The organism is Polymorphospora rubra (assembly GCF_018324255.1).
GTDB classification, from domain to species: domain Bacteria; phylum Actinomycetota; class Actinomycetes; order Mycobacteriales; family Micromonosporaceae; genus Polymorphospora; species Polymorphospora rubra.
Genome location: NZ_AP023359.1, coordinates 216502 through 236617 on the forward strand (window position 1 = coordinate 216502; position 20116 = coordinate 236617).

The 20116-nt window shown below is 72.3% G+C and carries 16 protein-coding genes; 7 read left to right on the forward strand and 9 right to left on the reverse strand.

All coding sequences use genetic code 11. The annotated features are described in order from the left end of the window. Positions 1-30 precede the first annotated feature (30 nt). The 4 genes from pulA to Prubr_RS00985 all read right to left on the reverse strand — a co-directional run bounded on the left by pulA (position 31) and on the right by Prubr_RS00985 (position 6817). On the reverse strand, positions 31-5511 hold the full coding sequence (gene pulA / locus Prubr_RS00970) for a pullulanase-type alpha-1,6-glucosidase (protein WP_212820699.1): 5481 nt from the start codon (positions 5509-5511) through the stop codon (positions 31-33). A gap of 206 nt (positions 5512-5717) precedes the next feature. Beyond that, positions 5718-6107, reverse strand: coding sequence for a hypothetical protein (locus Prubr_RS00975; RefSeq protein ID WP_212820701.1), 390 nt, complete (start codon positions 6105-6107; stop codon positions 5718-5720). Next, the gene (locus Prubr_RS00980; protein WP_212820703.1) at positions 6104-6361 is read right to left on the reverse strand and encodes a hypothetical protein; all 258 of its coding nucleotides are present in this window, start codon (positions 6359-6361) and stop codon (positions 6104-6106) included. Before Prubr_RS00980 ends, Prubr_RS00975 begins: the two co-directional genes overlap by 4 nt. Positions 6362-6460: 99 nt before the next feature. Continuing rightward, positions 6461-6817 (reverse strand): VOC family protein, encoded by a 357-nt coding sequence (locus tag Prubr_RS00985; protein ID WP_212820704.1) that lies wholly within the window; start codon positions 6815-6817, stop codon positions 6461-6463. Positions 6818-6999: 182 nt separating this feature from the next. Here Prubr_RS00985 and acnA point away from each other — a divergent pair, with 182 nt between their 5' ends. Both acnA and Prubr_RS00995 read left to right on the forward strand, forming a co-directional pair. Continuing rightward, positions 7000-9792, forward strand: a complete 2793-nt coding sequence (gene acnA, locus Prubr_RS00990) for an aconitate hydratase AcnA (RefSeq protein WP_212820705.1) — start codon at positions 7000-7002, stop codon at positions 9790-9792. Between the two features lie 123 nt (positions 9793-9915). Next, the gene (locus tag Prubr_RS00995) at positions 9916-10161 is read left to right on the forward strand and encodes a DUF2630 family protein (RefSeq protein WP_212820706.1); all 246 of its coding nucleotides are present in this window, start codon (positions 9916-9918) and stop codon (positions 10159-10161) included. A 125-nt stretch (positions 10162-10286) separates the two neighbouring features. Here Prubr_RS00995 and Prubr_RS01000 read toward each other — a convergent pair whose 3' ends face one another. The 3 genes from Prubr_RS01000 to Prubr_RS01010 all read right to left on the reverse strand — a co-directional run bounded on the left by Prubr_RS01000 (position 10287) and on the right by Prubr_RS01010 (position 13013). Next, complete coding sequence (locus Prubr_RS01000; protein ID WP_212820708.1) at positions 10287-11231, reverse strand: serine protein kinase RIO; 945 nt, start codon at positions 11229-11231, stop codon at positions 10287-10289. Between the two features lie 165 nt (positions 11232-11396). Further along, the gene (locus Prubr_RS01005) at positions 11397-12041 is read right to left on the reverse strand and encodes an HAD family hydrolase (protein WP_212820710.1); all 645 of its coding nucleotides are present in this window, start codon (positions 12039-12041) and stop codon (positions 11397-11399) included. Positions 12042-12134: 93 nt separating this feature from the next. Further along, positions 12135-13013, reverse strand: coding sequence for a carbon-nitrogen hydrolase family protein (locus Prubr_RS01010; RefSeq protein WP_246568193.1), 879 nt, complete (start codon positions 13011-13013; stop codon positions 12135-12137). Positions 13014-13113: 100 nt separating this feature from the next. On the opposite strand from Prubr_RS01010, the gene Prubr_RS01015 reads away from it, so the two are divergent. The 4 genes from Prubr_RS01015 (at position 13114) to Prubr_RS01030 (ending at position 16031) form a co-directional block, all read left to right on the forward strand. Beyond that, the gene (locus Prubr_RS01015; RefSeq protein WP_212820712.1) at positions 13114-13698 is read left to right on the forward strand and encodes a TetR/AcrR family transcriptional regulator; all 585 of its coding nucleotides are present in this window, start codon (positions 13114-13116) and stop codon (positions 13696-13698) included. A 76-nt stretch (positions 13699-13774) separates the two neighbouring features. Continuing rightward, complete coding sequence (locus Prubr_RS01020) at positions 13775-14689, forward strand: TIGR04222 domain-containing membrane protein (RefSeq protein ID WP_212820714.1); 915 nt, start codon at positions 13775-13777, stop codon at positions 14687-14689. Continuing rightward, a complete protein-coding gene (locus tag Prubr_RS01025) occupies positions 14686-15504 on the forward strand; it encodes an MbnB/TglH/ChrH family RiPP precursor modification enzyme (RefSeq protein ID WP_212820716.1) in 819 nt (272 codons plus the stop codon). The genes Prubr_RS01020 and Prubr_RS01025 overlap by 4 nt, the downstream gene beginning before the upstream one ends. After that, on the forward strand, positions 15501-16031 hold the full coding sequence (locus Prubr_RS01030) for an SCO6045 C-terminal-like domain-containing protein (protein ID WP_246568195.1): 531 nt from the start codon (positions 15501-15503) through the stop codon (positions 16029-16031). The genes Prubr_RS01025 and Prubr_RS01030 overlap by 4 nt, the downstream gene beginning before the upstream one ends. A 403-nt stretch (positions 16032-16434) precedes the next feature. Here Prubr_RS01030 and Prubr_RS01035 read toward each other — a convergent pair whose 3' ends face one another. Together Prubr_RS01035 and Prubr_RS01040 are read right to left on the reverse strand one after the other, a co-directional pair. Further along, positions 16435-16890: a DUF6234 family protein gene (locus Prubr_RS01035; protein WP_212820718.1), complete on the reverse strand. Its 456-nt coding sequence runs from the start codon at positions 16888-16890 to the stop codon at positions 16435-16437. A gap of 87 nt (positions 16891-16977) precedes the next feature. Further along, entirely contained in the window at positions 16978-18969 is a 1992-nt protein-coding gene (locus tag Prubr_RS01040; RefSeq protein WP_212820720.1) for an ABC transporter ATP-binding protein, read from the reverse strand. A gap of 167 nt (positions 18970-19136) precedes the next feature. On the opposite strand from Prubr_RS01040, the gene Prubr_RS01045 reads away from it, so the two are divergent. After that, the gene (locus Prubr_RS01045; RefSeq protein ID WP_212820722.1) at positions 19137-20096 is read left to right on the forward strand and encodes a DMT family transporter; all 960 of its coding nucleotides are present in this window, start codon (positions 19137-19139) and stop codon (positions 20094-20096) included. Positions 20097-20116 lie beyond the last annotated feature (20 nt).

Sequence of the window (20116 nt, forward strand, 5' to 3'; positions counted from 1 at the left end):
ACGGATTTGCCGGGGCGCCGCCGTGGCGGGTCAGCGTTCGACGTACACGGCCACGCTGCGGGCGGGGACCGTGAAGGTGCCCGTGCCGCGGTCGAAGGTCGCGGTACGCAGGACCGGGTCGGCCGAGTCGGCCAGCACCGGGTGCAGGGCGACGTTCGCGCCGCGCAGCCCGTCGACCTTCTGCGTCGCGGCCTGCGGGCCGGCGTTGAACACGACGGTCACCGACTTCCACTGCCGGTCCAGGCCCCGGCCGTCGAGCCGCATGGTGATCACGCCCGGGGTCTCGGCGGTGCCGGACAGCGGGAACGTCACCCGCTTCTGCACCTCGGCGGCGGTCGGCAGCCCGAACACCGGCGACGACTCCCGGATCCGGAGCAGCTCCCGGTAGCGCGCGTCGGTCAGCCCGACCGCGGCACAGTCCGGCACCAGGGCCGGGTTCGCCAGCAGCGGCCGGGCGTACGACCACTTCTCCTGGTTGTCGCCGGCCGGCGGCAGCCCGATGCCGAAGCCGTTGCCGTCGGCGCAGTCCCAGCGGATCTGGTTGAACCAGTCGCCGGAGTTGTACGAGTTGCGGTCCAGCGACTTCGACCGCAGCCGCTCGGTGCCGGTGGTGACGAACCCGGTCCCCTGGCCCATCACGACGGTGCTCATCGCGAGCACCTGCATCCGGGCCCGGTCGGTCATCGACGTACCGGTCGGCAGCTTGTAGACCAACGCGTCGTACAGGATCTCGTTGTCGTGCGCGTCGACGTATGTGACCGCCTCGCCGGGCGCGGCGGTGTAGCCGGCCGGTGAGCCGTTGTAGTCGACCTGCCGGCCGGTGACCGGGGTGCCGGCGGTGGAGGTGAACCGGTAGTCGGCGAGGTTGCCGGTCAGGCCGACCTTGATCTGGTCGTGCTGGTGCAGCAGCCGGGCCCGCTGCGCGGCCTCGTCACCGTTGACCGGGTCACCGTTCGGGTCGGTGAACAGGCCGCTGGCGAAGCCCTGCACGCGCGGGTTCTCGTCGAACGGGCCGCCGCCGCGTACGGCGTCGCGCAGCCGGTCGTTGAAGGTGCCGATGCCGGTGCCGGCCATGTTGAACTGGGTGGCCTGGACGAAGCGGGCGTTGCCGGTGACCTCGCCGAAGTCCCAGCCCTCGCCGTACAGCAGGATCGCCTTGCCGTCGACGCCGTCCTTGCGAACGGTCAGCCCGTCGAGCGCCTTGCGTACGGCGAGCATGTTGGCCTTCGGGTGGTGGCCCATCAGGTCGAACCGGAACCCGTCGACCTTGTACGCCCGGGCCCAGGTGACCACCGACTCGACGATCAGCTTGTCCATCATCGCGTGCTCGGGGGCGGTGTTGGCGCAGCAGGTGGAGTTGGCGACCGAGCCGTCGTCGAGCAGCCGGTGGTAGTAGCCGGGCACCACCTGGTCGAGGACCGACTTCGGGTCGGCGCCGGCGGCCGAGGTGTGGTTGTAGACGACGTCCATGACCACCCGCAGGCCGGCGTTGTTGACCCCGGCGACCATCTGCCGGAACTCCCGGGTCCGGGCGGCGCCGGCCGGGTCGACGGCGTACCCGCCCTCCGGGGTGGTGTAGTGCAGCGGGTCGTACCCCCAGTTGTAGCCGTCGGTGTCGGCGACGGCGGCGATGCACGCCTGCTGCTGTTCGGAGTCCGGCGGCAGGGCGGCCAGGTCGCAGTCGGGCTGCGCCTGGTCGGCGCGGCGTTCGGGGATGGTGGCGAAGTCGAACGCCGGCAGCAGGTGCAGGTGGGTGACGCCGGCGTCGGCGATGCCGCGCAGGTGCTTCATGCCGGCGGTGTTCGGGTCGGTGAAGGCGAGGTAGGTGCCGCGCCGGTCGGCGGGCACGGTGTCGTCGGCGATGGAGAAGTCGCGGACGGACAGTTCGGTGATCTGGGTACGGCTCGACGACACCGCGGCCGGCTTGCGCAGCTTGTCCCAGCCGGTCGGGGCGAGGCCGGGGTCGGTCAGGTCGACGATCTGGGTGTGCGTGGAGTCGGCGGCCAGGGCCACCGAGTACGGGTCGGTGACCGAGGCGGTGACGATCCGCTGCACGGCCGGCTGCCACGCCTCGATCCGGTAGCGGTAGTAGCGGCCGGTCCAGTTCTTCTCGCCGGTCACCGACCAGACCCCGGTGCGGTCGTCGCGGCGCATGCCGACCTGGCGCGGGGTGCCGGTCGGGGTGTCGAAGAGTTCGAGGCCCACGGTGCGGGCGGTCGGTGCCCAGACGGCGAGGGTGGGCCGGCCGCCACGGAAGGTGGCGCCGAGGTCGGCGTCGGTGGCCTTGGCGTAGAGGTCGTCGAGGACGCCGGGGATCTGCACCCCGGTGGCGGAGATCAGGTTGCCCTCGTGGTCGCGTTCGGTGACCACGAGCTGGCCGCGCAGCGCGGCGGCGAGCTTGCCGTGGTCGCGCTTGTCGACCGCGAGTGCCTCGTACGCCCACAGGTGCGGGAACTTCGCGCGCTGCGCCTCGGTGAGTCCGTTGGGGGTCGCCCGCAACGGGATCGTGGTGTGCTCGCCGACGAGTTCGTCGTCGACGATGGACAGTCCGCCGGCCGGTGCGGTGACCAGGTCGTAGCGGCGGCCGTCGGTGGGGCCGACCTGCCAGGCGACGGTGGACCGGTCGATCCAGTGCGCCCGCTGGCTGCTGATGTCGAGGTCGCGGGTGGTGCCGGCGGAGACCGGCAGCAGCCGGCCCGGGGTGGCGGCCAGCAGCCACGCCTCCCGCCCGGCGGTGGCGAAGTCGAGCCGCTGGTCCTCGGGCAGGTCCTTGGTGTCGCCCTTGTGGATGATGTAGCTCAGCCCGGTCGCGCCGGCGGACAGCGGCACCCGGAAGGTGGCCCCGAAGGCGTCGGTCTGCGCGGGTGGCAGCGGCGCCGACCAGTCGGTGGGGTTGGCGGCACCGTCCCAGACGTGCAGCCCCCAGCCGTCGTAGTCGCCGGCCGGTCGCCGGTAGTGCAGGACCGCGGTGTTCTCGTCGACGGGCGGATCCGGTTGCCCGGTGGCCGCCTGGCGGGTGGGATAGATGGTCGGGTCTCCCTGTTTGATCCAGATCTCGCCGGTCTGACTGACGTCGATGGTCCGGTCGGCGTCGACGTCCTTGACTCCGTTGCCGTCGACCACGAGGAAGCCGACCTGCTCGGCACCGGGCTTCAGTTTGACCCAGGCGAAGCGGCCGTACGAATCCTCCCCGACGAACGGCTGCCCGGCCGGCCACTGCGTGACGTACGCCGGGTCGATGTCGCCCCACGCGTAGAGGTTCCAGTCGTCGTAGCCGCCTTCCGGACGCTGGTAGTGCACGACCGCCCAGTCCCGGGACTCCGCGACCGGCGGGGTGCCGACGGTGACGACGCGCTTGGCGCTGGCGGTCCGGCCCCGGCTGTCGCGGACCGCCGCCTTGTACTCGACCCGGGTGCCGGCGGCGAGGCCGTCGAGGTCGTGGTGGACGGTGTACGGCGCCCGGTCGGCGGTGCCGACCAGGGTCCACTTCCCGTCACCGACCTTGGCCGCGACGGTGACGGTGGACAGCGGGTCGCCGGTGACGTCGGCGACGACGGCGGCGCGGGTGGCCACGGCGGCGTCGGCTGCCGGCGCGCTGATCGTCACGGCCGGCTTGGCGCCGGGCTGCGGGACGGCCCGGTCGGCGCGCAGGGCGACGGCGGACAGCGGCGGCACGGTGATGGTGAGTTTGCCGTCGGCGCCGGCCCGGGTGGTGGCGTTCGTGCCGTGGACGCCGCGGAAGTTCGCCCCGGCCGACCAGGTGTCGACGGTGACGGTCTGCGCGGTGCCGGCGTTGTTGACCGCGGCGACGTACTCGATCCGCTGCGCCGGGTCGACGCGGGAGAAGGCGAAGACGCCGGGCCCGTCGGCGGCGTACCGGGTGACCTGGATTCCGTCCCGCAGCGCCGGGTGGTCGCGGCGCAGCTTGCCGAGGTCGGCGATGGTCCGGTAGAGCGGGTGGCGGGTGTCGTAGTTGTCGGTGGCGTGGGTGGCGTCGGTGCCGATCAGGTCGTCGTCGAGGTAGTCCGGGGTACGGCTGGCGAACTGGGTCTGCCGGGCGTCCTTGTCGCCGCCGGGGCCGGTGAAGCCCTGCTCGTCGCCGGCGTAGACGACCGGCTGGCCGCGGGTGAGGAACATCAGCTCGTGGGCGAGCTGGTCGCGGCGCAGATGGGTGGCCGGGTCGGTGGAGCCGCCGACGATGGCCGAGCCGATCCGGCCGACGTCGTGGTTGCCGAGGAAGGTCGGCAGCCGGCCGGCGCCGGTGTCGCGGGCGGCGTAGAGGTCGTCGCGGGCGTACAGGTCGGCCAGCGTACGCGCCGACGCGTCGGCGGCGACGTAGCCGCGGGTGGTCTCCTGGAAGGCGAAGTCGAGGGTGGCGGGCAGTTCGCCCTGCCGGACGTAGGTGGAGGTGACCTCGGGGTCGCCGCTGTAGACCTCGCCGAACATGAAGAAGTCGGGCTTGCCGGCGCGCGTGGCGGCCTGCTCGATGCCCCGGCTGAACTGCGGCCAGAAGTCGAGGTTGGTGTGCTTGACGGTGTCGAGCCGGTAGCCGTCGACGCCGGTCTCGGCGATCCAGTCGGCGAAGATCTTCGTCATGCCGCGGACCACCTCGGGGCGCTCGGTCCACAGGTCGTCGAGGCCGTAGAAGTCGCCGTACTCGCTGTTCTCGCCGGCGAAGGTGGTGTCGCCGCGGTTGTGGTACATGGTCGGGTCGTTCAGCCACGCCGGCACCTTGACCCGCGCGTCGGCCGGGGTGGCGAAGGTCGGCGTGTACGGGAACGAGTCGGTGTTCACCGCCGGGAAGTCGCGGCTGCCGTCGGCGTAGTTGCGGTCGTCGAACGGCCGGCCCTGCGCGTCCCGGTACGGCGCGGTGGCCTTGTCGACGTACGTGTAACTGTCCTCTTCGTACCTGATGACGTCCGCGGTGTGGTTGACGATCACGTCGAGGTAGATCCTGATGCCGCGCTGGTGCGCCAGCTTCACCAGCTTCTTCAGGTCGGCGGTCGTGCCGAAGTGCGGGTCGACCTGGGTGAAGTCGGTGATCCAGTAGCCGTGGTATCCGGCCGACACGTCGGCGCCGGTGCCCTGCACGGGCCGGTTCTTGAAGACCGGGGCGAGCCAGATGGCGGTGGTGCCCAGGCCCTGGATGTAGTCGAGCCGGTCCATCACGCCCTTGAGGTCGCCGCCGTGGTAGAAGCCCTTGTCGGTCGGGTCGTAGCCGGTGCTGAGCCGGTCGCCGGACAGGCCGCCGCGGTCGTTGCGCGGGTCGCCGTTGCTGAACCGGTCGGGCAGTACGAAGTAGAACTGCTCGGCGCGGCTGGCGCCGGGGCGGGCCTTGGCCAGCGCGTCCGCCGACGGTTCGCTGTTCCACTGCTGGGCGCCGGCGGGTGCGGCGGCGTGCGCGGGGCGGGCCCCGGTCGGGTACACCGCGACCGGCGTGCCGACGAGGGCGAGCGCGAGAAGGGCGACGAGGGCGAGCGGGGCTGGGCGCGTGCGTGGCGGGGGTTTCATCGACGGCCTTCCTAGGGTCGCGGATTCGCACGCACGCTAGCCTTTGCGGAAACCTTCTGCAAGACCTTGCAGGGCCACGCGTTCGCCATGCATCATCTTGCGCAAGTAACACCCCCGAAACACGCCCGCGATCTTGCAGTTATCTCCCCCCTTTGTCCTTTATGGGGGGCGACAAGTGCAAGATCGCGGGAAAGCGCCGGGGCCGGTCAGCCGGCGCGGATCACGGTGCAGATGACCGGACCACCGGCGGCGGTCCGCAGCAGGTACTGATAGGACTCGCCGGGCACCGCGCGACCGGCGCTGTCGAGGTACTCCCACTCGACCGCGACCAAGGTCAGCGCACCGGACAGCCGCCGCACGTCGCGGATCTGGGCGTGCGCGGCCACCAGCTGCCGTTCCCGGTAGTCCGGCGCGGCGCCGACGAACGACAGCGCGACCGCGGCCGGCGAGGCGAAGGAGAAGCTGTAGGAGTCGGCCACGACCAGCCCCGGCAGCGCGTAGCACGCGGCGATCCCGGGTACGTCGGCGGCCGTCAACGCGGCGCCATACCGGTCGAAGAAGTCGGTCAGCGTGTCCAGATCGATCGAGGCGCTCACGACGATGAGGATTTCCTGCGGGGCAGGTCGGCAAACCCCCCGGTCGACTCGCGCCGCCCCGGCCCGGCCGTCCGCCGGTCGACCGCCGTGGTGACCCGCCAGAAGACCAGGTTCACCCCGACCAGCACCAGGAGCAGCCCGACCTTGCCGGCCAGCGGCCGGTCGACGGAGAACGCGGCGGTGCCCAGCGCCAGCGCGAGCATCCCGACGAGCAGCCAGGGCGGGCGCCTGCGCGGGGAACCCTCGCCGACCATGGCCGCCATCCTGCCCGGTCGTGGCCTGACCGACCACCGCGTCACAGGTCCGTCTCAGCGATCATGGTCCGCCCCGGCGCACTCGGTCCGTCCCGGCGGTCACGGCAGCGGGGCGAGGAACTCCAGCCGGTTGCCGTGCACGTCGTGGGTGTGAAAGCGGCGCATGCCCGGCAGCTCGCCGTCGCCCCAGGTCACCGCATGCCCGGCCGCCTCCAGCCGGGCCGCGAGGTCGTCGAGGTCGGGCCAGAGCAGGCCGGGGTGCGCCTTGCGGGCCGGCCGGAAGTCGTCCTCGACGCCGAGGTGCAGCTCGATGCCGTACCCGGTGAACCAGCAACCGCCGCGGGCCGCGAGGGCCGGCGGTTTGGGCTTCTCGACCATGCCGAGCACGCCGACGTAGAAGGCGCGCGACAGGTCCTCGCTGCGACGCGGGCAGGCGAGCTGCACGTGGTGGATCATGGGCGGACCTCCTCGTCCCAGAGCCTGGCACGAGGTTGCGCCTTTAACAAGACGGACGTACGGTTTTGTTGAACCCGGAGCAGAACAAGAGGTAAGTGTTACCTAACCGGCCAGGTGCGGTAACGAGTAGGAAAGACTGCTGCTCAGGTACTAGACGGTCGCTGGTGTAAGGGAGTACGGACGTGGCGAGCCTCGACACCTTCGGTGCGAAGAGCCAGCTACGCGTCGCTGACGCGAGCTACGAGATTTTCAAGATCAGCCAGGTCGACGGGCATGACCGCCTGCCGTACAGCCTGAAGATCCTGCTGGAGAACCTGCTGCGCACCGAGGACGGCGCGAACATCACCGCCGACCACATCCGCCAGCTCGGCCAGTGGGACCCCGACGCCGACCCGAGCGTGGAGATCCAGTTCACCCCGGCCCGGGTCCTGATGCAGGACTTCACCGGCGTGCCCTGCGTCGTCGACCTGGCCACCATGCGCGAGGCCGTACGCGACCTCGGCGGCGACCCGACCAAGGTCAACCCGCTCGCCCCCGCCGAGCTGGTCATCGACCACTCCGTCATCGCCGACCTCTTCGGCCGCGAGGACGCCTTCGAGCGCAACGTCGAACTGGAGTACGGCCGCAACAAGGAGCGCTACCAGTTCCTGCGCTGGGGCCAGACCGCGTTCAACGAGTTCAAGGTCGTCCCGCCCGGCACCGGCATCGTGCACCAGGTCAACATCGAATACCTGGCCCGCACGATCATGGAGCGGGGCGGTCAGGCCTACCCGGACACCGTCGTCGGCACCGACTCGCACACCACGATGGTCAACGGCCTCGGCGTGCTCGGCTGGGGCGTCGGCGGCATCGAGGCCGAGGCCGCCATGCTCGGCCAGCCGGTCAGCATGCTGATCCCCCGCGTCGTCGGCTTCAAGCTGCACGGCGAGATGCCGACCGGCACCACCGCCACCGACCTGGTGCTGACCATCACCGAGATGCTGCGCAAGCACGGCGTGGTCGGCAAGTTCGTCGAGTTCTACGGCCCCGGCGTGAGCGCCGTACCGCTGGCCAACCGGGCCACCATCGGCAACATGAGCCCCGAGTACGGCTCCACCGTCGCGATCTTCCCGATCGACGCCGAGACCATCGCCTACCTGAAGCTCACCGGCCGCGACGAGAAGCAGGTCGCGCTCGTCGAGGCGTACGCCAAGGAGCAGGGCCTCTGGCACGACCCGGCCGCCGAGCCCAACTACTCCGAGCGGCTCGAACTCGACCTGTCCACCATCGAGCCGTCGCTGGCCGGCCCGAAGCGCCCCCAGGACCGGGTGCCGCTGGGCAGCGCCAAGACCCTCTTCCGCTCGGCGCTGACCGACTACGTCGCCGACGTCCCGCCGGCCGTCGGCGGCCCCGCCGACGAGGCCAGCGCCGAGTCGTTCCCGGCCAGCGACCCGCCGGCCGCCGACGGCCTCAACGACCCCGCCGACAAGCCGCGTGACCTGGTCACGGCGGCGGTGGGCGCGGGCGGCCGGGCGTCCAACCCGATCCGGGTCACCGGCGATGACGGCACCGAGTTCGAACTCGACCACGGCGCGGTCGTCATCGCCGCCATCACGTCGTGCACCAACACCTCCAACCCGCAGGTGATGATCGGCGCGGCGCTGCTGGCCCGCAACGCGGTCGAGAAGGGACTGTCCCGCAAGCCGTGGGTCAAGACCACCCTCGCCCCCGGCTCCAAGGTGGTCATGGACTACTACGAGCGGGCCGGTCTGACCCCCTACCTGGAGAAGCTCGGCTTCCACCTGGTCGGCTACGGCTGCACCACCTGCATCGGCAACTCCGGCCCGCTGCCCGAGGCGGTCTCCGCCGCCGTGAACGAGGCCGACCTCGCCGTCGTCTCGGTCCTCTCCGGCAACCGCAACTTCGAGGGCCGGATCAACCCCGACGTCAAGATGAACTACCTGGCGTCCCCGCCGCTGGTCGTCGCGTACGCGCTGGCCGGCACGATGGACATCGACGTCGCCAACGAGCCGCTCGGCGAGGGCGCCGACGGCCAGCCGGTGTTCCTGCGCGACATCTGGCCCAGCGCCGCCGAGATCGAGGATGTCATCGCGGCGTCGGTGGCCAGCGAGATGTTCAGCCGCGACTACGCCGACGTCTTCGCCGGCGACCAGCGCTGGCAGTCGCTGCCCACCCCGACCGGCGACACGTTCGCCTGGGAGAACGAGTCGACGTACGTCCGCAAGCCCCCGTACTTCGAGGGCATGGCGCAGGAGCCGGCGCCGGTGGGCGACATCGCCGGCGCCCGGGTCCTGGCCCGGCTCGGCGACTCCGTCACCACCGACCACATCTCGCCGGCCGGCTCGATCAAGGCCGACTCCCCCGCCGGGAAGTACCTCGCCGAGCACGGCGTGCCCAGGCACGAGTTCAACTCGTACGGCTCCCGGCGCGGCAACCACGAGGTGATGATCCGCGGCACCTTCGCCAACATCCGGCTACGCAACCAGCTGGTGCCCGGCGTCGAGGGCGGCTTCACCGTCAACCACCTCACCGGCGAGCAGACCAGCATCTACGACGCCTCGGTCGCCTACCAGGAGGCCGGCGTGCCGCTGGTCATCCTGGCCGGCAAGGAGTACGGCTCGGGCTCGTCGCGGGACTGGGCGGCCAAGGGCACGATGCTGCTCGGCGTCAAGGCGGTCGTCGCCGAGTCGTACGAGCGCATCCACCGCTCCAACCTGATCGGCATGGGCGTGCTGCCGCTGCAGTTCCCCCAGGGCGAGACGGCGGAGTCGCTGGGGCTGACCGGCACCGAGACGTTCTCGATCAGCGGGGTGACCGCGCTCAACGAGGGCAGCACCCCGCGCACCGTGAAGGTCACCACGGACAGCGGCGTCGAGTTCGACGCGGTGGTCCGGATCGACACCCCGGGTGAGGCCGACTACTACCGGCACGGCGGCATCCTGCAGTACGTGCTGCGCCGCATGATCACGAGCTGATCCGAGGTACGCGACCAAGGGCGGGCTCCCGACCGGGGCCCGCCCTTGTCGTGCCCGGGTGGGGCGGCGCGGCACGTGGCCGAAGGCGGACGGCGGGCGGCCCGGTGTGACAGGCTCTCAGACATGGACGACAGGACGATTCTGGGCCGGATCAACGAGCTGGTCGACGAGGAGCACCGCCTGCGTACGCAGGCGCAGGCGGGTGGGATCTCCTCGGACGAGGAGCAGTCCCGGCTGCGTGAGCTGGAGGAGTCCCTCGACCAGTGCTGGGACCTGCTGCGCCGGCGCCGGGCCGCCCGCGACTCCGGCAGCGACCCCGACGCCACCCACCCGGCCAGCCGCGCCCAGGTCGAGCGCTACCTCCAGTAACCTCTCTCCGCCCCCACGCCACCGCCGTCCCGCGACCAACCGTCCCGCGATCTTGCATTTGTCTCCCCCTTTCGTCCGGTTTGCCGGGCGACAAGTGCAAGATCGCGGGGAACGGGGCGGGGCGGTCAGCGCATGCCGGCCTCGGACAGCAGGCGGGCCGTCAGGGCGGCCGGGTCGGCCAGGTCCGTCGACAGGCCACGGGCGACGAACCAGGTGCTCACCACCCGTACGTCGCGGGCCAGGAACTCCGGCCCCTGCGGGTTGGCGACCAGGTCGACCACCTGCGGCAGGTCGATGATCACCAGCCGTCCATCGTGGACCAGCAGGTTGTACGGCGACAGGTCGCCGTGGGCCAGCCCGGACCGGGCCAGCACCACCAGGGCGTCGACCAGCTGCTCCCAGAGCCGCTCGAGGGCCACGGGTTCGGGACGCACCTGCGCCAACCGGGGCGCCGCCGTACCCGACTCCGCGTCGCCGACGAACTCCAACATCAGCTCGGTGCCGCGCAACTGCACCGGGTACGGGACGGCGATCGCCCCCAACTCCACCCCGACCTGCCACAGCCGGGTCAGCGCGCTGAACTCGGCGGCCGCCCACTGGCCGGCGATCATCTCCCGGCCGAACGCCGTACGGGCGGTCATCGCCCGGTTCTCCCGCGACCGGCGGACCCGGCGGCCCTCGAGATAGCCGGCGTCGCGGTGGAAGAGCCGGTGCTCCGGGGCGCGGTACCGCTTCGCGGCGAGCAGGCAGGACCGGTCGGTGTCCGGCACCGCGCGGCGCACCAGGTGCACGTCGGCTTCCTTGCCGGTCTTCAGCACCCCGAGTTCGGTGTCGACGGCGGCCAGCTCGGTGACCAGCCAGGCCGGGTGCGGTTCCGGGCCGTGTACGGCATCGTCCCAGGTGGACCAGCGGTCACCGGTGTCCGGCTCGTCGGTGTCGGTGTTGGTGTCGAAGCCGCCCGGCGACGGTTGCCGGCCGCGCTTCAGAAACTGCGGGTCGTCGTCGTCGAAGCGACGGTTGCCACGGGTGCGACGCTCGCGCGCCGATGGTGCGTATTCGTGCTCGCGCACAGCAGGGTTCCTTTGGTCGAGATGGAAGAAGGCAGCAAGACGCGCACAGCGATGACAGCCATGTGCTCAACTCCCTTCCACTCGACCGGGCGCACCCGGTGGTCACACGACGCGGGAAGTCTGCCGCGGGGCGGCCGGAAGGTCAACCGAATTAAACGGCCGACCTCAGGCGCCGAGTACGGCGGCCAGCGCCGGCAGCAGCCCGCCGACCGTACGGGTCGGGGTGAACCGCGGTTCCAGCCAACTGCGGCCGCGATGCAGCCACACGCTGGGCAGGCCCATCGCCGCCGCGCCGCCGATGTCGGCCTCCGGGCTGTCGCCGACGACCCAGGCCCCGTTCAGCCGCATCCGGACCCGCTGGGCGGCCATCGCGAAGATCCGCGGGTTGGGTTTGCTCACCCCGACCTCGTCGGCGACCACCCAGTCGGCGACGTAGCGGTCCAGCCCGGTCCGCCGGATCTTGGCGTCCTCCTGCCGGCTGGCGCCGTTGGTCACCACGACCGGCACCCAGCCGGCGTCGTCGGCGATCCGCAGCGCGCAGGCGACCAGCGGATCGAGCCGGATGTGCTCCATCACGCCCTCGTGCAGCGCGTCGACCAGATCGATCGACGGGGTCCGTAACTGGTAGCGCGCACGGATGGCGTCGGCCACGTCCCACCGGTCGGTCAGACCGTCCGCATCGACGGAGAGTAGCCATTCGATGTCTCCGGGCGGCGCGCCGACAGCCGCCAGGAACTGCTCGGCCCACGCGCGAAACGGCCCGCCGCGATCGAGCAGAGTGTCGTCCAGATCGAGGAACAGGAGTGGCACCCGCGCACCTTATGTGATGTCGGGCATCCGACAACACCCCTGTCATGTAAACATTATTTGCCATTGATCAAATGGCGTCGACCGATTCGCGACTCAGCCGGCGATCGATGCCCGGGAGGCACCCTGGTGGGGCAGCCGGTCGGCGAGCATCGAGTGGGCGGTCCGCACCCGGACCAGTTCCGCGGGGTCGCAGACGGTGACGACGACCGCCTCGCCCTCGTCGGCGGCCCGGACCAGCGGACGGCCCTGCGGGTCGTAGACGGCGGCACCGCCGTTGAACCACCACCGGGTGGCCCCACCGACCGGATTCGCGAAGACCACGTACATGCCGTTGTCCAACGCGCGCGCCGGATAGTAGAGATCACGGCGGTGCTCCGAACCGCGTTCGTAACCACTCGGACAGAGATAGGCGTGGGCGCCGTCGGCCGCGGCCGCCCGACCGTGTTCGGGAAAGCAGCCGTCGTAGCAGATGCCGAGCCCCAGCCGCCAACCGTCGACGGTCAACGTCGCGCCGCGTACGCCCGGGGTGAACAGCTCCTTCTCGTACGGGCCGCACAGGTGCTGTTTGTCGTACCCGGCGGTGACCGTCCCGGCGCGGTCCACGACAAGCGCCGAGCAGGTGCGCCGGCCGTCGGGATGCCGTACCGCCGCCCCGACCACGACCACGGCACTCCCGTCGCGGGCGGCCGAACGCAGCGGCTCCAGCCGGGCGTCGTCGACCAGGCCGGCGTCGTCGGCGGCCACATCGGTCAGCGGATCGGCCAGCGTCGGCGGATGGTACGCCGGCAGGAACAGTTCGGGCAGTACGACGACGGTCGCGCCCCGCGCGGTCGCCTGCCGGACCAGCCGGGCCACGGTCGCGGCGTTGCCGGGCACGTCGCCGGGCACCGCCTCGGCCTGCCCGGCGGCCACGGTCAACGCGCCGTCGGGCGCCGGGTGGGCGGGGGCGCCCATCGGCGCGGTGACGGTCACCGCGACAGGATATCGACGCAGGTCCGCCACGTCGTCCCCGGCGCTGCCAAGCCGTACGTACGGATTGCATGGCGGGCCACCGGCGTGACACGATCGTCGCGTGCCCAGGGTGAGCCAGGACCAGCTCGACGCGCGCCGCCAGGAGATCCTCGCCGCGGCCCGGGCCTGTTTCGCCCGACTCGGCTACGAGGGCGCGACGGTGCGCCGGCTCGAAGAGCAGACCGGCCTGTCCCGCGGTGCCATCTTCCACCACTTCCGGGACAAGGACTCCCTCTTCCTCGCCGTCGCCGAGGACGACGCCGCCGAAATGGCCGAGACGGTCGCCCGGAACGGTCTCGTGCAGGTGATGCGCGACCTGCTCGACCGGGCCCAGTCCCCGGACACGACCGGCTGGCTCGGCACCCAGCTCGAGGTGTCCAGGCGACTGCGCACCGACCCCGCCTTCGCCCGGCGGTGGGCCGAACGCTCCGCCAGCATCGCCGAGGCCACCCGCGAACGCCTCGCCCGCCAGCGGGACGCCGGCGTACTGCGCGACGACGTGTCCATCGAGGTGCTGGCCCAGTTCCTCGAGCTGGCGTACGACGGGCTGGTGTTGCACCTGGCGATGGGCCGGCCGGCCGGCGACCTCGGCGCGGTCCTCGACCTCGTCGAGGAGGCCGTCCGCCGCGCGTCGGTGAAGGGCTGACCCGCGCCCGGGGCCAGGGTGGCACCGGCGCGACACAATGAGGCCGCGGACCCCCTGACGCGACTGGAGTTGCACGATGGAAGTTCCAGCTACCCCTGCTGACACCTGGGGCATCCCGGGTCCCACCTTCCTGCTGATCTTCTTCATCGCCGCGACCACCCTGAGCGCGCTCGCCGTCGTACACCGGCTGATCCTCTTCGCCGGGCGCCGCGACGTGTCGCCCGGGCAGCTCGGCCCGCAGCAGGCCGCCTACCTCAACGGCGGCGACCGGCTCGCCGTCTACTCGTCGTTGGCCGCGCTGCGCAGCGCCGGCGTGATCGGGGTGGCGAAGGACCGCACCCTCGCCGTCCGCGGCCAGCTGCCGCTCGGCGCCACCCCGCTGGACACCGCCGTCTACAACGCCGCCCAGAAGCGGATCAAGCCCCGCCAACTGCAGGCCGACAGCTTCGTCGCCCGGGCCCTCGACCAGCTCCGCGAGTCGCTGGAGCAGCAGGGGCTGGCCCCGACCGCGAGCACCCGTCTGGCCGCCCGGATCGTCCCGGTGTTCATGCTCGGCCTGCTCCTCGTGGGCGTCGCGCGGATCTTCGCCGGTGTCGCCAACGACCGGCCGGTCGGCCTCATCGTCCTGTTCACGGTGCTGTACGCGCCGGTCGCGATCGTCTTCTACAACGTCGTGCCGCGCCGCACCCGGGCCGCCCGGGCCGCACTCAGTCGACTGCGGGTCCAGCACGTGCACCTCACCCCCCAGACCTCCCCCGCCTACGCCACGTACGGGGCGGCCGGTGCCGCGATGGGGGTCGCCCTTTTCGGCGCGGCGTCACTGTGGGCACTCGACCCGGGATTCGCCGGCGATGCGGAGATCCAGCGCAACTACGCCAGCGGCGGCGCAGGAAGCAGCTCCTGCGGGGGCGGTTCCTCTTCGGACGGTGGTGGTGGTGGCTCGTGCGGTGGCGGCGGGGGTGGCGGCTGCGGCGGGGGCTGCGGCGGATGACCGCCGGCCACGGCGTCGGCATCGGGTGGCGGCCGGAGATCTCCGGATTCGTCGCCGGCCTGCCCGGCCTGCGGTTCGTCGAGGTCGTCGCCGAGTCGCTGCCACCCACCGGCCCGGCCCCGGCCGCACTCGCCGACCTGCGGGCGCGTGACGTCGCCGTCGTCCCGCACGGCGTACGGCTCTCCCTCGGCGGCGCCGAACCCGTCGACCCGGCCCGGGTCGCCCACCTCGCCCACGCCGCCGCCGTCGTCGACGCGCCGCTGGTCAGCGAACACATCGCCTTCGTCCGGGCCGGTGACGTCGAGGCCGGCCACCTGCTGCCGCTGCCCCGCAGCCGGGAAGCCGTCGCCGCGGTGGTCGCCAACGTCCGCCGTACGCAGGCCGAACTGCCCGTACCCATCGCCCTCGAACCGATCGCCGCCATCTTCGACTGGCCCGACGACGAGCTGACCGAGGCGCAGTTCATCACCGAGATCCTCGACCGGACCGGCGCCCTGCTGCTGCTCGACATCGCCAACGTGTACGCCAACGCCCGCAACCGGGGCACCGACCCGGTGGACCTGCTCGACCGGCTGCCACTGGACCGGGTCGCGTACGTGCACGTCGCGGGCGGCGCCGAACACGCCGGCGTCTACCACGACACGCACACCGACCCGATCCCGGCCGAGGTGCTCGACCTGATCGGCGAGCTGTGCGCCCGGCACCGGCCGCCGGCCCTGCTGCTGGAGCGCGACGGCAACTACCCGGCCGGCGACGTGCTGCGTGCCGAACTCGACGCCATCGCCGCCGCGTCCGGCTATCCCACGGTCACATGACCGCCGGCCCCGAGCACCCGGGCGCCGGCCCCGCACCGGCAGCGCCGCACCCGCCGGGGCCGCCGCCCGGCGACCTGGCGGCCCGGCAGGCCGAACTCGTCGCGGCGCTGGTCACCGGCGCGCCCGTACCGCCGGGGTTCGACGAACGGCTCGTCGGCATCGCCCGCACCGCGCTGCTCCGCAAGCGGGCCGGTGACGTCGCCCGGCACTGGCCGCTGCTCGCCGCCGGCCTCGGCGCCGACTGGCCGGCGACGTTCGCCGGCTTCGCGGCGACCCGACCGACCCGGGGCTCGTTGCGTGACGGCTGGGACCTGGCCCGCGACCTGCACGCCGCCGGCCGGCTGACCGGCCCGGCCCGCGACGAGTTGGCCGCCCGGGAGGCGACCTGGCACTACCGGGGAGCCGACGCCCCCCGCCCGCGCCGGCTGCCGGCGCTGCGCCGCGGCGACGGCACCGTCGTGATCCAGTTCGCCGGTCGGGTACACACCCTGACGCTGCCGGGGACGGCGGCCCGACCCGGCCGTTGACAGCCCTGTCGCCCGTTACCCGGTAAGTCCCGAACAGCCGGTCGCCGCTCGCCCCCACCCGTGCGGCTGCTGCCCACGCTTTCCCCGATCGCAGGTACGCGACTACTGCTCGCCGCTGCGCGGCATCGGAATCCGAGGCGATGTAGTCCCGGACGTCCGGCCATCCCTCCCGCGCCCACGGGCCGTGCCAGTAGCCGATCAGCCTGAGCACCTTCTGACTCACCGGATCTCCCCACGGTTCGGTGGCGCAAAGCCTATCCACGATGGTCGAACCCGGCTGAGCGGTCAGCCGGGACGCTGTCGTCATGATCGTCTGCTGTTCAGGCGGTCCGTACCCGGCGTGTCGGGTGCTGGAACAGCAGACGATCATGGCCACCCGACCGGTGCGCGGCGGGTCCGGCCGTCAGCCGCCGGGGCAGCGGTTCTCGCTGCCGCTGACCGGCACGCAGTACTCGACCGGCGATGGCGGCGGCGGTGGCGGTGCCTGCCGGCCACGGTCGGCATCCCGCGCGGTCAGGGCACAGCCGGCCAGGGCCAGCCCGGCCAGCAGCACCGCGACGACGCCGTACCCGATGGCGGTGCGGCGCAGCCCACCGACCGCCGCCACGGTCGTCGTGAGGGCCGGCCCCACGAACAGGGTGAGGCAGAAGTACATGGCGAGCGCGTAGCTCCGCCGGACGCGGTCCGCGCGGGCGGCCTCGTCGTCGTCACCGAAGTGGGCCGACCAGGACTCGAAGCCGACCCCGACGTACAGGTAGGCGATCAGCACCAGCGCGGCCAGCCAGGCCAGGGTCAGGAGCAGTACGGCGGTGACCGGCCATCCCGGTCGCTGCCGTACCCCCGTCGGCGTCCCATCCATGCCGCCGACGCTATGTGCCGCCCGGGTCCGGCACGCCGGCACCACACCCCGGCGACACCGGGTACGCGTACTCTGGCCCGGCGCGGCTCACGAGGTCGGGCCGAGGGCGTCGCCGGACACGTAGTCGCGGGCCGGGACGGTGACGATCGGCTCGGGATCGTCGACGTAACGCGGCGGCGAGTCGGCGACCGCGAACTGGGTGCGGTACAGCTCGGCGTACAGGCCGCCGGCGGCCACCAGTTCGTCGTGCCGGCCGCGCTCCACGATCCGGCCGCCGTCGAGCACCAGGATCTCGTCGGCCTCCCGGACCGTCGACAGCCGGTGCGCGATCACCAGGGCCGTACGCCCCGACAGCGCGGCCGTCAGCGCCCGTTGCACGGCCGCCTCGGACTCGGAGTCGAGATGCGCGGTGGCCTCGTCGAGGATCACGATCGAAGGGGCCTTGAGCAGCATCCGGGCGATCGCGATCCGCTGCTTCTCGCCACCGGAGAAGCGGTAGCCGCGTTCGCCCACGGTCGTTTCGAGGCCGTCGGGCAGGGACCGGACCAGGTCAGCGACCTGGGCGCCACGAAGGGCGGCCCACATCTCGTCCTCGGTGGCGTCGGGTTTGGCGTAGCGCAGGTTCTCCGCGATCGACTCGTGGAACAGGTGCGCGTCCTGGGTGACGACGCCGATGGTGTCGCGCAGCGAGTCGAGTGTGGCGTCCCGTACGTCGACCCCGCCGACCAGGACGGCACCGTCGCTGACGTCGTAGACCCGGGAGACGAGCATCGAGGTGGTCGACTTGCCGGCCCCGGACGGGCCGACCAGGGCCACCATCCGGCCGGGTTGGACGGTGAAGCTGACGCCGCGCAGCACCGGGTCGGACTCGGTACGGTCCAGCGCCGCGACGCTCTCCAGCGAGGCGAGCGAGACCTCGGCCGCGCTCGGGTAGCGGAACCACACGTCGCGGAACTCCAGGTGCCCGGAGCCGGCCGGGATGTCGACGGCGTCGGCCTTCTCGGCGATGGACGGCTTCAGGTCGAGCACCTCGAAGACCCGGTCGAACGAGACGAGCGCGCTCATCACGTCGACGCGCACGTTCGACAGCGCGGTCAGCGGCCCGTAGAGGCGGGTGAGCAGCAGGGCGAGGGTAACGACGGTGCCGGCGCTGACCGAGCCGGTGACGGCGAGCCAGCCGCCGAGGCCGTACGTGAGCGCCTGCGCGAGCGAGGCGACCAGCAGCATGGCGACGAAGAAGGTACGCGAGTACATCGCCGACTGGATGCCGATGTCGCGGACCCGTTCGGCGCGCTGCCCGAACCTCCGCGCCTCGACGTCGGGCCGGGCGAAGAGCTTGACCAGCAGTGCGCCGGCGACGCCGAACCGCTCGGTCATCGTGGCGTTCATCTTCGCGTCGAGGTCGTACGACTCCCGGGTGATCTCGGCCAGCCGGCGGCCGACCCGGCGGGCGGGCAGGATGAAGATCGGCAGCAGAACCAGGGACAGCGCGGTGATCTGCCACGACAGGGTGAACATGACCGCGGCGGTCAGCACCAGTTGGATGACGTTGCTGACCACGCCGGACAGGGTTGAGGTGAAGGCCCGCTGGGCCCCGAGCACGTCGTTGTTCAGCCGGCTGACGAGGGCGCCGGTCTGGGTACGGCTGAAGAACTGCAACGGCATGCGCTGCACGTGGTCGTAGACCCGGCTGCGCAGGTCGAGGATGATGCCCTCACCGATCCGGGCGGAGAACCAGCGTTGCGCCAACTGCAGCAGCGCGTCGGCGACGGCCAGACCGGCGATGAACAGCGCGAGCCGTACGACGACGGAACCGGCTTCCGGGCCGCCGCCGGTGATGGCGTTGATGACGTCACCGGCCAGCACCGGGGTGGCGACGCCGATGACGGCGGCCAGGACCACGGTGACCAGGAAGACCGAGATGTCCGCACGGTACGGACGGGCGAAGGCGACGATGCGCCGGGCGGTGCCACGGGTCAACCGGTGCTTGTCGACCGTTTCCTGGTCGCGCATCGAGCGGAGCATGCTCCAGCCGCCCATGCCACCGCCTGCTCCGGACATCGGGTGGGACACCGTCACCTCCGTTTGGTCATCGGTCGGGTCCAGTGTTCCCGACACCTACGACAACCCCGGGAACAACCGGATCCTTCCTGATCCGGTGGGTCGGCATGATCACGGGTGACCGCCCCGCACGCGGCTAGAATGGCCTGCCCGCCGAACCACCGCCCGATCCCGCTGGAGACGCTGTGACCGACCGCGGCGCCGGCCTGGGCGCACTGTGCGTCCTGGCGGCCTCGCTGCTGTGGGGCACGACCGGCACCGCGGCGAGCCTCGCCCCGGCCGTCGGGTCGCTGGCCGTCGGCGCCGCGGCGATGGGGGTCGGCGGCCTGCTCCAGGCCCTGGTCGCCGGCAGTCACCTACGCCGCGACCGGGCGCTGCTGCGCGCCCGCTGGCCCGTCGTACTGGTCGGTGCGGTGGCCGTCGCCGTCTATCCGCTGGCCTTCTACACCTCGATGCGGCTGGCCGGCGTCGCGGTGGGCACCGTCGTGTCGATCGGCTCCGCGCCCCTGGCCTCGGCCCTGATCGAGCGCGTCGCCGACGGCCGCCGGCTCTCCCCGCGCTGGGTGGTCGGGGCCGGACTGGGGCTGGCCGGAACGGTTCTGCTCTGCGTGGCCCGCGCGGCGGGGGGCGCGGACGCGACGGCACCGCGGCCGGTGGCCGGCACCGTACTCGGCCTGCTCGCCGGCCTCACGTACGCGCTCTACTCGTGGACCGCGCACCGGCTGATGGCCGGCGGCCTCTCCTCGCGCGCCGCGATGGGGTCGACCTTCGGCCTCGGCGGGCTGCTGCTGATGCCGGTCCTGGTCGCGACGGGCGGCCCGTTCCTCGAGGCGGGGCGGCACCTGGCGGTCGGCGCCTACCTGGCGGTCGTGCCGATGTTCGTCGGCTATCTCCTCTTCGGCTGGGGCCTGGCCCGGGTGCCGGCGAGCGCGGCGACGACGCTGTCCCTCTTCGAGCCCGCGGTCGCGGCCGTGCTCGCGGTGCTCGTCGTCGGCGAGCGGCTGCCGGGCGTGGGCTGGTTCGGCGTCGGCCTGGTCGGCGCCTGTCTGGCCGTGCTCACCGTTCCGGTCCGGCGCCGGCGGCGCGTCGCCGGGACGGCGGCCCCGGTCGTGGAGCCGGAATCCCGGCCGGAGCCGGTCGGCTGAATCCGCCGGGACCGGCTTCC